Below are 13,110 nucleotides of genomic sequence, written 5' to 3' on the forward strand. Positions count from 1 at the left end.
TTAATACGTGCTTCTGTGGAATTAGGTATTAGTCGATTTAAATAGGGGGAGTTTGATGCGTCCACGAGCAAACACGTTAGGAATCTTGTTTAAAGGTGGAAAAGTTCTTTTGGAAGAGAATGTGGCGAGACACTCCAAAGGATACGGTACATATTATCGGCCGATTGGCGGCACTATCGAACTTGGTGAACGCTCACAACAAGCACTCGTGCGGGAATTTCAAGAAGAATTGCAGGTTGAAGTGAGCGTGTTGAAAAGTCTCGGTTGTCTTGAAAATATATACAAGGTGAAAGGACGGATTGGGCACGAAATCACCCTCCTTTATACCGTTGAATTCGTAGACTCGTCCCTATATGAAAAGGAATCTTTTATCATGACGGAAGGCAACAAAATCACAACTGCGAAATGGATGGATGTACGCGATTTAATTGAAAAGGTCGTATTTCCAGATGGTTTAATTGAGTTACTTGAGATTGAGTTTGCCCGCCAAATGGAGAAAGTATAATGAAACTCGGGTTGAAGAATGACGAGGTCCGGCTCGAAACATACGATCCGGAGTGGAAGCAGGAATTTGAACGAGTGAAGCAAACAATTATGAAGTTTACAGGGTTGTCCCAGAACCGGATAGAACATATCGGAAGTACTGCAGTCGAGGGGATCTCTTCGAAACCGGTTATCGATATTCTGATCGGGGTCGATGATTTAGAACAGGTTGAAAAACAGCTTATAGATGGTTTAAAACAAGCGGGTTTTCTCCGTTTGAAAGTAAAACGACCAGGAGAGATCGTATTAGCTAAGTTTCTGGATGAGAGTTATGATGAAAAAACGCATTACATTCACCTGACAGACTACCATTCGGAGCTTTGGAAAAATCTGATTTTTTTCCGTGACTATTTAAATGCAAATGAGTATGAAAAAGAGAAATATGAAAAATTAAAATTAGACTATGTAAAAAGATCATCTACTGGGATCATCGAATACACGGACTTTAAAGAGAGGTTCGTCTTAGAAGTATTCATGAAGCGCAGTGAAGAAGAGTGAACTTGTTAAAAAGAGGGTAAATATTAAGTAAGCTTCACTTTCCCTATAGCTCTAAAAAGACGTACGCTCATTGAAGTTTCGACTTGGAGGCAAAAAGGTGAGAAAAGTCTATGGTGTTCCAAAACTGGCAGCCTATCTTTTAGAAGAAGGTTATCCTTTATCCGAGGAGCAAATAATCGGCCTCATGAAGGAAAAGGCGATTCCGCACTCAAAGCCTTATCAAAATATCATTGCCTTTAATCTTGACCATATCGATTGGTGGGTAAGCCAAAGAAGATGAAAGAGTCCCTGCTTTTAATAGAGGGACTCTTTCACTGCAAACGTTTAGGAGGATCTTGTGTATCGGACGTTATTTCAGTAAAAATATTCTCGGTTGAGGGAGTGGGAGGATTGCTTAGTTTCCCGCTCTGTATAAGTTGTATTAGTTGTTGAATATCCTCTTTTGTAGCAGGCTGCTTTTCCTTTTTTAATTGATAACCCAATAGCCCGCTCGGTTCGATCGTGGCAATCTCCACATCGGAAATAGAAGAAATCCCTGCTTGTCGGAGATGAGACTCCAATTTGTCGGTAGTCAGACGAAGTTTTTTTAAGTTCGTTTCAAGTAGTTGTCCGTTTTGGATCACGACTATGGATTTTCCGGAGATGATCGTTTCGTAACGGTCAGAACGTATTTGAATAAGTTCAAATGCCAATAAAGTCAGAACTAATATAAAGGAAATCCCGAACGTGGTCCAATAGCCTTCATCCGCAAGAGGCTGGATGAGCAATGTTCCGATCGCGAGGACAAGAACTGTTTCTGGAATCGTCATCTGTGATATGGATTTTCTGCCGGCGAGCCGCAAAATGATCGTACCGACAATAAATATTAAGACAGTCTTCCAAATTAAATTCCAATCCAATCCTGTCTCCTCCTCTATTCCTCTCCTTATCTTTTGAATGTGAACTGTTTTCATGCATCCAAAAAGGATTTCCTTACATATTAGGCGAAAGTAATAATAAAAAGGAGATTATTATGAAACAATCATTCGAAGAATTTTTACAAGTTTATTTATCTATATGGGAGTCCTCCGACCTTGAAGGAATGAAGAGAATCATTTCTGAAGACTATAGAGCCCGAGAGATAACTGGCGAGGAGATTCTCGATTTTGGATTTGAGGAATCCGTTGAAGGATGGAAAAACGGTTTTGAGTATGTCGTACAAAACAACGCTAAGTGGGATATATCCATTCATTCGGTTTTTCCATTGCGGAATAATCAAGTGATGGCTGTCATTGAAGCAGCCATGATCATCGATAAAGAAAAATTACCGCATGCCAACTTATTTTTCTCCACGTTTTCCCAAAGTGGTAATGAGTGGAAATTGGTTCGTTCATATATCGAGGCGGGTGTTCAAAGGCAACTCAGTCCGTCGCCCGGGTTGAGCTCATAGATTACAGTCTCAAATAAGAAAGGGGGCGGGTGAATGTTCGATCTAACAGCATTAGGTGCACAGCTTGTAAAGGAACTATCGGAGTTGATTGAACAAAGTATAATTGTGACGGATCAGCATGGTGTTATTATTGCAAGCACTGATCGCTCCCGGTTGAATACCATCCATGAAGGAGCGACTCTTGCGATGGAAACCCGACAGGAGCTTCCGATGACTGAGGAAATGACGGGGAAACTTCACGGTGTCCGTCCAGGCGTGGTCTTGCCGATTATCGTAACTGACATTCCTATTGGTGTAATCGGTATTACAGGGAAACCTTTGGAAATCGAAAAATATGCGAAGCTTGTCCGGAAAGTGGCGGAATTGTTTGTGACAGAATTCATGGCTCGCCAGGAACATGAGCGTGGATTCCGGGATCTGGAGTTGCTGATTTTCGATTTGTTCACAACAGATATGGACGAAATCGCCATGGTCGAACGCTCAAAATTATTAGGATTAGATATTACTGCTTTTTCTCGCGTGGCAGTAATTGAGAGCAATAAGGCTTTTGATTTTACTGAGGTGGAAGATTTGCTTCGTACCCAACGAATTCACCCAAACTTAAAACTTGTCCGATGGGGAGTCGGCAAATTGATTATGTTGGTCCCAGAAAATGCAGAGACTCAACTTCGAACGAAGTTAGGCGAATTTGAACAATTAGTCAAAAGCTATAGATCCGATTCAATTGGAATTGGTGTTGGAGCTGCCAAGCCATATACTCACCTGAAGGAGTCGTTCCAGGAAGCGGAGAGAGCGGCAGCGGTTTCGAGAAATTGGAAAAGAATAGTGTTCGAAGAGGAGCTTAAGTTGGAGCTACTCTATCATTCATTACCAAATGAAGTGAAAGAAGAGTATAGGAGAAGGACGATTGAGCCTTTGCTGGGGGACGAGGAACTAGTTCAAACTTTAAAAGTGTGGTTGAAGAACACCGGCTCTCTGCAAGAAATTGCGAATGAATTGCATATACATAAGAATACGCTGAAATATCGAGTTCAGAAAATAGAAGAGATATTGAACCTCAACTTCGATAACAAAGAACATATTGCCATTGTTGCGGTGGCGATCGGATTATTAGCAGCAAAGTAAAAGACATCGAGCAGATGTCTTTTTGTCTTTTTGGACAAATAGAGAGGTGAATTTTTAGTTTTTATCATATAGAAAAGTCCGTGTTTTTGAAATTATGATATAGAAAAGTAGAATCGGTAGTAAACCTCCGAGAATCGATAGTAAAGGCACCAGAATCGGTAGTAAAGACAAGAAAATCGGTAGTAAAAGGCTCGGAATCGATAGTAAGAACGACAGAATCGGTAGTAAACGACTACATCCCATTTTTCAAGAGGAGAGGAAGTAAACAATGAACGAACGTTTAATCAATGCTTTTGCTCAAATTGTCGGCACGGAAAACGTACGCTCTTCCCAAGCGGAATTGCTTGCATACTCTTATGATGCAACGGCAAATTTCCAAGCGAAGCCGGATCTCGTTATTTCACCCAATACAACAGAAGAGGTTGCAGGAATTGTGAAGCTTTGTTCAAAAGAACAGCTTCCGATTGTTCCAAGAGGATCCGGTACAAATTTGGCTGCAGGTACAGTTCCGACTTCAGGAGGGGTTGTCATCCTCTTCAATCGAATGAACCGGATTGTCGAGTTGGATATGGAAAACTTAACGATTACTGTTCAGCCAGGTGTCATTACTCAAGATATTTGTTCATTTGTCGAACAACATGGACTGTTTTACCCACCAGATCCAAGCTCGATGAAAATTTCGACAATCGGCGGAAATGTAAATGAGAATTCGGGTGGTCTCCGTGGGTTGAAATATGGAGTGACGAAAGATTATGTGAAGGCGCTCACTGCCGTCCTACCGAATGGAGAACTGATAAAAACCGGGGGCAAGCTGGCGAAAGACGTGGCAGGCTATGATCTAACTGCCTTACTCGTCGGTTCAGAAGGGACGTTAGGCATCATAACCGAGATTACCCTTAAGCTGATCCCAATGCCTGCTTCGAAAAAGACAGGAATCGCTTATTTCAATTCACTTGAAGACGCAGCTAAAACGGTTTCCGCTATAATTGCGAATAAAATCATTCCGGTTACATTAGAGTTCATGGACAAAGGGACGATCGGAGCGGTAGAGGACTTCATGAAGATTGGACTACCACGTGACGCGGAGGCGATGCTTTTATTTGAGCAGGATGGTGATGAAGAAATGGTCATTCGTGATACAAAACGAATGATTGAAATTGCCGTGGATAACGGAGCGACATCGACTGCCCTGGCAGCTTCAAATGAAGAGGCAGACGTATTGAAAACCGGCAGGCGTGTAGCCTTGTCTGCCTTGTCAAGAAAACGTCCGACGACAATCTTAGAAGATGCAACTGTTCCAAGGTCGGAAATTGCAAAGATGGTTAAAGAGATCCAAGAAATTGCCGTACGTCATGACGTTCAAATCTGCACCTTTGGCCATGCGGGAGATGGCAATCTACATCCGACATGTTTGACAGACGTCAGAGATCAGGAGGAAATGGAAAGAGTGGAACGGGCGCTTGATGAGATCTTTGAAGCTGCCATTCGTCTTGGCGGTACAATTACAGGCGAGCACGGAGTGGGGGAAATGAAAGCTCCATATCTTGAGTGGAAGTTAGGACCGAGCGGCATCCAATTGATGCGCGCCATAAAAGAATCGATTGATCCACAGAATATCATGAATCCTGGCAAGATATTTGCTAAGTCTACAAAGAAACGGTTGGTGCTGCAAAATGCTTAACATCCAGGAGGAGATGCAGGAATCTTTCCGTGAACATGTAGACGAAGATCTGATTATGGATTGCATGCGTTGTGGATTTTGTCTTCCGGCATGCCCTACATATATACATACAGAACAGAACGAAATGCATTCACCTCGTGGGCGAATTGCTTTAATGAAAGCTATGAGGGACGGGAATGTCATATGGGATGGATCAATCGAGGAATCGTTCGATGTCTGCCTTGGATGCCGAGCGTGTGAACCGGCATGTCCGGCAGGAGTCCAGTACGGGGCGCTCATTGAACAGACACGTGATGCCATTCAAGCAGCGAAGCCACAAAAATTGAAAGAGAAAGTAATCCGGAAAACTGCATTCGAGGGTTTGTTTGCAGATCAGAGCAAAATGGCTGGAACTGTGAAACTGGTGCAGTTTTATCAGAAGTCGGGTTTGCAAAAGGTTACGCGTAAAGTAGGTTTCTTGAACTTGTTCCCGCCATTCATGAAAGAGATGGAAAGTGTTTTACCAGAAATCGAGAAGAGGAAGGAACGAAGTGAATCACGAAAGCCGCGAACTCTGAAGGTTGCTTTCTTTACAGGGTGTCTGATGGATACATTGTTCCAAGCGACAAATCGAAAGACAATCGAATTGCTGGAATGGTTGGGTTGTGAAGTCATCATACCTGAAGGTCAGGAATGCTGCGGGGCACTCCATGGTCATAGCGGCGAATTGGAAAAAGGGCTTCGAAATGCCCGACACAACTTAAATTCCTTTGACTCGGACGACTATGATTACATTGTTAATAATGCGGGGGGGTGTGGTGCCTTCTTATTGGAATATGAAAAGCATTTGAAGGATGACCCTAAATACAGGGAAAAAGCGGAGCGATTTTCACGGAAACAGATGGATATCTCCTCACTTTTCGTCAAGCTCGGAATGAACGCCCGATTGAAGACAATAGAATCAGCGGGAGACGTAATGGTCACCTATCAAGATTCCTGTCATTTGCGGAACGTATCCAAAGTGTTTATGGAACCTCGTTCACTGTTAATGGATGCACCAGGTTATGACTATAAAGAATTGATCGGTGCCGATACATGTTGCGGTTCGGCAGGTATTTACAACTTGCTGCAGCCAGAAATGTCCCGCCGAATTTTGGATGCGAAAATGGGGCATGTGAAGGAACTTCAGCCAGCAATCATTGTTACTTCCAACCCAGGTTGCCTTATGCAAATGCAGGTTGGCATCCGAAGAGAAGGATTAGACAAGGAAATGAAAGCCGTACACATAGTGGATTTCCTGTATGAGGTAGTCTATTCGTAATAAATCTTTATTTTAAAGGATTCCTGAAAGGTTTATCGAATGGAGAAGTAAAAGAAATTTCTTTATAACAAAGTGAGGTGAATCGGTAATGCATAGTCCGATCAGTAATCAAATCAACACCATTTTTGTACATGTAAGCGATTTGAAAAACTCAGTGGAGTGGTATTCGAAACTGTTAGGCCAAGAGTTCGATTTGTCTATAGTATCCCGTCCAGTCTATAACATGACAATTAATGATCATACCGGTCTAACGCTTGATGCTGGTCCAGAGGGAGAGCGGAAAGAATTCACCCCAATCCCATACCCGCTGTTCAACTTTCATACGAATGAAATTGATCAGGCATATGAGTATATGGGGGAGATGGATTTTTCAATAGAATCAGAAATTGTAAGATTCGAGGACTTCTCTTATTTCATAATCTCTGATCCAGATGGGAATCAAATCATGATTTGTACAGGATGATTAAGCGAATAACAAAACAGGGAAGCTGAATTTTCAGCTTCCCTTTCTTTAAGGATTAAACGCAATGATTTAAGCCTTAATTTCATTCCGAGTAGGATTAAACCACATTAATTGTAGATTAATGACCTGTTATTAAAATGCCGGCTTATATGTGGTTGGGAAATTCTCTTCAAGGAATTTAACGATTTCAGGACCGGACAAATGCTTTGCTAATGCTTGGATTGCTGCGGAATCCTTATTATCTTCACGTGCAATAAGTGATATCGGGAAGTCTGATTTTCCTTCCTCGATTAGCGAGTGTTCAGCTGGATTTAATCCGAGCGGTTCAGCGTATGCAGGGAGCATGGTAACAGCATCTACATCTTCATAAGAGCGGGCAAGCATTAATAAGTCTACTTCCAAGATTTTTAGGTCTTTAGGATTTTCAATGATGTCTTTTTGCGTAGCATCAATGCCGACGCCTTCTTTAAGTTTGATCAAACCGCCAGTTTCCATTAGTTTAAGGGACCGAGCGATGTTCGAAGTATCATTCGGTATGGCAATTGTTGCGCCATCCGGAATTTCTTCGACGCTGTTATACGTTGTTGAATATAAGCCTAATGGAGCATCGTAAACATGCTGTACGACAACCAAGTTAGCATCGTTTGCTTCATTGAACAGCTCCATATACGGTGGATGTTGGAAGAAGTTTGCGTCTACTTCCTTGTCTTTTAACATCTGATTCGGCTGTACGTTGTCAGAAACATGAACGATTTCCATATTGTATCCGTCTTTTTCCATCAACGGCTTTACAAGTTCCAACATGTCGGTCATTGGCGGGATATGTGAAGCGACTTTAATATCTTTCTTTTCTTCTGTTTGTTGCCCGTCCGCTCCCTTATCCGATTTACCGCAAGCTGCGAGGATTAAGGAAAGGACGAGTAATAGTGATAGTAGTTTTTTCATGTCTATCTCCTTTAGGATCGTTTGTCGAGTTTCTTTGCAATTCTTGTTCCGGTCACTTGGATCGCTTGTACTAAAATGACCATGAGTATGATTGTATAGGCCATCAGCTCAGTCTCATACCGCTGATAACCATAACGGATGGCAAAATCGCCTACTCCACCGCCACCAACCATCCCCATTATCGTCGAATAAGAGATGAAGCTTACAGTGGCCGTCGTTAAGCCGAAAATGAGACCGGAACGTGCTTCTCTATACAAAAACTTAAAGATAATCTGGGTTCTGGAGGCCCCCATCGAAATGGCTGCTTCAATAATGCTTTTTGGCACATCGAGCAACGATTGTTCAACTAATCGAGCGTAATAGGCAATGGAAATGATGGAAAGCGGAACAGTTGCAGCCATCGTACCGATTGCCGTGCCGACGATGAGTCGTGTAAACGGGATTAAAAATACAACAAGTAAAAGGAACGGGAACGAACGGACAATATTAACAAATGTGTCGAGTACGGCAAACAACCAGCGGTTTTCGTACAGGTTTCCTTTACGTGACAAATATAAATATGTACCTAATGGTAACCCAATAATCACAGCGGCCAGTACAGATATGCCCACCATGATGAATGTCTGACCGATGGAAATCCATATTTCAGGTTGGTATTCCATAATCTTTTCCATTAGTCTTTCACCTTCGCAATCCTACGCAAATCCTCAATATAATGATCTTCATTCAGATCGACCCCAATTGGTTCAATCGAGAATGTCTCGACTAATCGTCCTTCTTTCATGATCGACACCCTGTTACAAATGCTTTTCACGACATTCATCTCATGAGTAACGATGACAATTGTTGCTCCGAATGTTTCATTAATGTTTTTCAATACTTGAAGAATTTCACTCGTCGTTGATGGGTCAAGGGCTGATGTGGGTTCATCGCATAACAGGACTGGTGGATTATTGGCCAAAGCTCTTGCAATGGCGACACGTTGCTTTTGCCCGCCGCTCAATTGCGCCGGGTACGCATCTATTTTATCTGATAGTCCAACGAAATTCAGGCATTCTTCAACTCGTTTTTGTCGCTCAGCTTTTGGTATTTTAATCAGCTCAAGAGGCATTTCCACATTTTGTCCAACCGTCCGATTCATCACAAGTTGAAATTGTTGAAAAATCATCCCGATGTTCTGTCTTGCTTTTCGAAGATCCGTTTCTTTTAGTGCCGTCATTTCAACCTCGTTGACATACACACTCCCCTTATCCGGACGCTCCAGTAAATTCATCATCCGGATTAACGTTGACTTCCCAGCCCCGCTTGTCCCGATAATTCCATGGATTTCCCCTTTGTTAATCATTAAAGATAAAGGATGGACGGCATGTAAACCGCTGAAGCTTTTTTCAACTGATTGAAGTTGTATCATTATGAGCCTCCTTTGTCCCATTGTTACTATATCAGAAGGTGTTCATAAAATGAAGGGGGATTTAGTGGTACAATAATATGAGAAAAAGGAGTGTTATTTATGACCGTGAATGTTAGAAAGGCAAAACCTTCAGATGCGGAGAAAGCTGTTCCACTAATTGTTGAAGCGATTGGTGATATTGCAAAGCGACTGACAGGTGAAACAGAATGGGACCAGGTCGAGGAAACTTTGGTCAAACTGTTCCATCAAAATGACAATCGTCATTCATACAGATTCACATATATTGCAGAAGTCAATAACGAGGTTGGGGGCATCATGGTTATCTATCCAGGAGATGTGGCTCCAGAATTGGACGACAACTTGATGGAGTTTTTAAAAGAAAAAGATGCTGCTGAAATTATGATTGATCAGGAAGCATTGCCTGGTGAAATGTATATCGATACAATTTGTGTAGATCCACAATTCCGAGGCCATGGTATAGGAACTGCACTTTTGCAGTTTGCCGACACCGTAGCTAAAGATTTTAAAGTGAAAACGGTATCTCTCAATGTAGAAACGGAAAAGGAAGCGGCAATCCGTCTATACAAACGTGTCGGCTTTACTATTCAATCGCCTTGGACCATCATTGGAGAACCGTTTCATCATATGGTGAAAAAACTACAGTAGAAATCAGGTTGAGTAATGGCACAAATGACAAAAGGTAAAGTGGTAAGCGGTATCGTCTTTTTAGTGCTCGTCTGGGGCTCTGTTTGGCCGATCTATAAGATTGCTCTTGAATACACGCCACCGATATTATTCGCTGGAATCCGCTCGCTGATCGGAGGATTATTATTTACGATGATTCTTCTGCCGAACTGGCGCAGGATCCGTTGGAAAGAAACTTGGCCGATCTACTTGATATCGGCGCTGTTTAATGTCATTCTCTTTTACGGTGTCCAATCGATCGGCCTTCAATACTTGCCGGCAGGTCTATACTCTGTCATCGTCTATCTCCAGCCGGTCCTTGTCGTATTTTTAGCGTGGATTTGGTTGAAGGAGCAATTGACACCCCTCAAAGTGGCTGGAATCCTTCTTGGTTTTATAGGGGTTGTATTTGCCAGTATGAAAGGGATTGCGGGTGAAATTTCAGGACTTGGAGTTTTGTTTGCATTAGTAACGGGTATCAGCTGGGCCATTGGTACAGTCTATGTGAAGAGAACAAAACTTTTAGTACACGGGCTTTGGCTCGTTGCCCTCCAAAATGTTCTCGGTGGAATGGTTTTAACCGGCTTTGGGGCAGTAGTCGAAGATGTTGGAGATATTCACTGGAATGGGCCATTTATCGTATGCCTGCTTTATGGAGCTATTTTCGGTGTTGTCCTTGCTTTTGTCGTCTATTTTACATTAATGAATTCTGGAGATTCGGGGAAAGTCGGCTCGTTCACCTTTTTAGTGCCGCTTATTTCCGTCCTGATCGGGACTATTTTCCTTCAGGAACCTTTTACGGTTTCTTTGGCATTAGGAATGATTTTCATACTTATAAGTATCTATTTGATTAATTTCAGGAAAAGACAGCTTGAATAATAGGTCATTCGTCTTATAACTCAAAAAGTGTCAAAATGGTATAGTTTTCATAAAAGGGGGTGTAACTATATGCAATGGTACTTAAAAGTACTTCAAAACTACATAGGTTTCTCTGGTCGTGCAAGACGGAAAGAATATTGGATGTTCGTCCTAATTAACGCAATTATTATTTTAGTTTTATCGATCCTTGAATCACTTATGGGACTTCCAGGAATCATTTCCGGTCTATATTCCTTGGCTGTATTGCTTCCAAGTCTTGCAGTATCGGTACGCCGACTTCATGACACGGGCAAGAGTGGCTGGTGGATATTGCTCGGTTTGATTCCATTCGTTGGAACAATTATCCTCTTAGTCTTCTTTGTTCTTGATAGTGAAGATGGAGCGAACCAATACGGACCAAATCCAAAGTACTAATTACCCTAAACCGCCAGTTTGGCGGTTTTTTTCGATTCTCCGTTATAATATAGACAAGATGAACGAGGGGAGTAAAGCGAATGTTAAAGGATCGATTTTATTACATAGATGCATATATGCAGGAATTTGACGCTATCGTTCTAAACGAAGGCGAGGACGATCGAGGCCGGTATGTCATATTGGATAATACTGCTTTTTACCCGACAGGTGGGGGACAGCCGCATGATACGGGGTTATTGAATGAAGTTCCCGTTATCGATGTGGAGGAAGTGGACGAGGAAATCAGACATTATATAGCTGATACCTTACATAAAGGTGACCAAGTGGTTGGAAGGGTTAATTGGGAACGGCGATTTGATCATATGCAGCAGCACGCTGGCCAACACATCTTGACGGCTGCTTTCGTGGAGCTGTTTGATATTCAGACGGTTAGTTTCCATCTTGGCAAAGAATTGGTGTCGATTGACCTTGACGTGGAAGAGGTGTCATCTGAACAGTTACAAGAAGCTGAACGTCTTGCCAATCGGATCATTTTGGAGAACAGGCCGATTGAAACGAAATTTGTATCCGAGGCGGATCTTGACCAGTACAAACTTCGCAAGGCGCTTGCCGTAACGGATGAAATCCGGCTCGTCATCATCCCGGAGTTTGACTATAACGGATGCGGGGGGACACACCCTTCCACGACGGGACAAGTTAGTGCGATTAAAGTTTTATCTACAGAGCGCCAAAAGAAGAAAGTTCGGATCCATTTTGTTTGTGGGGATCGGGTATTGGCGCAACTTCACAAAAAGAACGAAATCGTATCGGAAGCAATGAAATCTTTGAGCTCTCCTGAAGAAGAAGTACCAGAGGTGATTGAAAAGATTTTGGCCACTAATCGTGCTCTTGAGAAATCTCTTGAAGCTTCGAAAGAAGAATTGCTGGTTTTTGAAGCAAATGGATTAATGGAAAAAGTTCAGGACGGCATGGTGACATCTGCTTTCATCAGTCGATCCATCCAAGAACTGCAAAAGCTTGCACGTTTGGTTGTCGGCCAACATTCTGAAGTCATTGTATTGTTTGCGTCAGAAAGTGATGGCAAGCTTCAGTTTGTAGCGGCTAAGGGTGACTTTGTTAAGCAAAGTATGAAGGAGATATCTACAAACGTGCTTACTGCTATTAACGGAAAGGGAGGCGGCAGCGATTCCTTTGTCCAAGGCGGAGGAGAACGTTCAATGTCGGCGGAAGAGCTATTGGTATTGATGAGAGAGGCGTTAAACTAAACACCAGAGAAGTTCAATCAGGATCGTTGGTTATATTCATTGACCCGCCGATTGTTCCTTTTCAAATCAGATTGTTTCGATAAGCGTTCAATGTCTCGCTTGTTTTTAGACCCAAAGAGATCTTTTAGTGCGTAGATTATACCTACAACAACAACTAAAAGAATGAATGCCAAAATATAAGGAAAATCCATGGAATAACACCTCCTCTATATTTCTTACTATTCATTACGATTGGAAAAGAAAAAAGTTCTGTAATTTTATTGTGGAAAGTCATCCAAGGCACATTTGGATGACTTTTTAATTATCCACAAAGCCTATGATCTCCATAAAAAAAATTCAATAAGATATCAACGACTCTTATCCACATATCCACGTAATTTCTTCAGAATTTCTCTTATCCACAGGTTGAAATGTAGAATTTTGTGGTTATCCATATTCTCATTTAACTTGTACAATTCTCATTTATTTTTTAT

The 13,110-nt window shown here is 42.1% G+C and carries 17 protein-coding genes; 12 read left to right on the top strand and 5 right to left on the bottom strand.

The genetic code is table 11. The annotated features are described in order from the left end of the window. Positions 1 to 55: 55 nt before the first annotated feature. The 3 genes from ACFOZY_RS01395 (at position 56) to ACFOZY_RS01405 (ending at position 1,321) form a co-directional block, all read left to right on the top strand. On the top strand, positions 56 to 505 hold the full coding sequence (locus ACFOZY_RS01395; protein ID WP_378151460.1) for an NUDIX hydrolase: 450 nt from the start codon (positions 56 to 58) through the stop codon (positions 503 to 505). After that, a complete protein-coding gene (locus ACFOZY_RS01400; protein WP_378151462.1) occupies positions 505 to 1,041 on the top strand; it encodes a GrpB family protein in 537 nt (178 codons plus the stop codon). The genes ACFOZY_RS01395 and ACFOZY_RS01400 overlap by 1 nt, the downstream gene beginning before the upstream one ends. A gap of 97 nt (positions 1,042 to 1,138) precedes the next feature. After that, entirely contained in the window at positions 1,139 to 1,321 is a 183-nt protein-coding gene (locus ACFOZY_RS01405; protein WP_378151464.1) for a hypothetical protein, read from the top strand. A gap of 31 nt (positions 1,322 to 1,352) precedes the next feature. Here the strand turns inward: ACFOZY_RS01405 and ACFOZY_RS01410 are convergent, their stop codons facing one another. Next, positions 1,353 to 1,940, bottom strand: coding sequence for a DUF421 domain-containing protein (locus tag ACFOZY_RS01410; protein ID WP_378151466.1), 588 nt, complete (start codon positions 1,938 to 1,940; stop codon positions 1,353 to 1,355). Between the two features lie 113 nt (positions 1,941 to 2,053). Between ACFOZY_RS01410 and ACFOZY_RS01415 the strand changes: the two genes are divergently transcribed. The 5 genes from ACFOZY_RS01415 (at position 2,054) to ACFOZY_RS01435 (ending at position 7,039) form a co-directional block, all read left to right on the top strand. Beyond that, on the top strand, positions 2,054 to 2,470 hold the full coding sequence (locus ACFOZY_RS01415) for a hypothetical protein (RefSeq protein ID WP_378151468.1): 417 nt from the start codon (positions 2,054 to 2,056) through the stop codon (positions 2,468 to 2,470). Between the two features lie 33 nt (positions 2,471 to 2,503). Next, on the top strand, positions 2,504 to 3,595 hold the full coding sequence (locus tag ACFOZY_RS01420; RefSeq protein WP_378151470.1) for a CdaR family transcriptional regulator: 1,092 nt from the start codon (positions 2,504 to 2,506) through the stop codon (positions 3,593 to 3,595). Positions 3,596 to 3,863: 268 nt separating this feature from the next. Beyond that, positions 3,864 to 5,276 carry an FAD-binding oxidoreductase gene (locus tag ACFOZY_RS01425; protein ID WP_378151472.1) on the top strand — a complete coding sequence of 471 codons (1,413 nt, stop codon included), beginning with the start codon at positions 3,864 to 3,866 and terminating at the stop codon, positions 5,274 to 5,276. Beyond that, complete coding sequence (locus ACFOZY_RS01430) at positions 5,269 to 6,576, top strand: (Fe-S)-binding protein (protein WP_378151474.1); 1,308 nt, start codon at positions 5,269 to 5,271, stop codon at positions 6,574 to 6,576. Before ACFOZY_RS01425 ends, ACFOZY_RS01430 begins: the two co-directional genes overlap by 8 nt. Positions 6,577 to 6,664: 88 nt before the next feature. Beyond that, positions 6,665 to 7,039: a VOC family protein gene (locus ACFOZY_RS01435; protein WP_378151476.1), complete on the top strand. Its 375-nt coding sequence runs from the start codon at positions 6,665 to 6,667 to the stop codon at positions 7,037 to 7,039. Between the two features lie 132 nt (positions 7,040 to 7,171). On the opposite strand, the gene ACFOZY_RS01440 is transcribed toward ACFOZY_RS01435, so the two are convergent. The 3 genes from ACFOZY_RS01440 to ACFOZY_RS01450 are packed head-to-tail and all read right to left on the bottom strand — an operon-like array spanning position 7,172 to position 9,395. After that, on the bottom strand, positions 7,172 to 7,984 hold the full coding sequence (locus tag ACFOZY_RS01440) for a MetQ/NlpA family ABC transporter substrate-binding protein (RefSeq protein WP_378151478.1): 813 nt from the start codon (positions 7,982 to 7,984) through the stop codon (positions 7,172 to 7,174). An 11-nt stretch (positions 7,985 to 7,995) separates the two neighbouring features. Further along, positions 7,996 to 8,658, bottom strand: coding sequence for a methionine ABC transporter permease (locus ACFOZY_RS01445; protein WP_378151481.1), 663 nt, complete (start codon positions 8,656 to 8,658; stop codon positions 7,996 to 7,998). Next, positions 8,658 to 9,395 carry a methionine ABC transporter ATP-binding protein gene (locus tag ACFOZY_RS01450; protein ID WP_378151483.1) on the bottom strand — a complete coding sequence of 246 codons (738 nt, stop codon included), beginning with the start codon at positions 9,393 to 9,395 and terminating at the stop codon, positions 8,658 to 8,660. The genes ACFOZY_RS01445 and ACFOZY_RS01450 overlap by 1 nt, the downstream gene beginning before the upstream one ends. A gap of 99 nt (positions 9,396 to 9,494) precedes the next feature. Between ACFOZY_RS01450 and ACFOZY_RS01455 the strand changes: the two genes are divergently transcribed. The 4 genes from ACFOZY_RS01455 to ACFOZY_RS01470 all read left to right on the top strand — a co-directional run bounded on the left by ACFOZY_RS01455 (position 9,495) and on the right by ACFOZY_RS01470 (position 12,637). Beyond that, positions 9,495 to 10,061 (top strand): GNAT family N-acetyltransferase, encoded by a 567-nt coding sequence (locus ACFOZY_RS01455; protein WP_378151485.1) that lies wholly within the window; start codon positions 9,495 to 9,497, stop codon positions 10,059 to 10,061. A 15-nt stretch (positions 10,062 to 10,076) separates the two neighbouring features. Beyond that, complete coding sequence (locus ACFOZY_RS01460) at positions 10,077 to 10,958, top strand: DMT family transporter (RefSeq protein ID WP_378151487.1); 882 nt, start codon at positions 10,077 to 10,079, stop codon at positions 10,956 to 10,958. A 69-nt stretch (positions 10,959 to 11,027) separates the two neighbouring features. Beyond that, positions 11,028 to 11,372, top strand: a complete 345-nt coding sequence (locus tag ACFOZY_RS01465) for a DUF805 domain-containing protein (RefSeq protein ID WP_378151490.1) — start codon at positions 11,028 to 11,030, stop codon at positions 11,370 to 11,372. Between the two features lie 80 nt (positions 11,373 to 11,452). Beyond that, positions 11,453 to 12,637, top strand: coding sequence for an alanyl-tRNA editing protein (locus ACFOZY_RS01470; RefSeq protein WP_378151493.1), 1,185 nt, complete (start codon positions 11,453 to 11,455; stop codon positions 12,635 to 12,637). A 17-nt stretch (positions 12,638 to 12,654) separates the two neighbouring features. On the opposite strand, the gene ACFOZY_RS01475 is transcribed toward ACFOZY_RS01470, so the two are convergent. Beyond that, complete coding sequence (locus ACFOZY_RS01475; protein WP_378151495.1) at positions 12,655 to 12,828, bottom strand: hypothetical protein; 174 nt, start codon at positions 12,826 to 12,828, stop codon at positions 12,655 to 12,657. Positions 12,829 to 13,110: the final 282 nt, after the last annotated feature.

The organism is Chungangia koreensis, from assembly GCF_042651785.1.
Lineage (GTDB): Bacteria > Bacillota > Bacilli > Bacillales_A > Planococcaceae > Chungangia > Chungangia koreensis.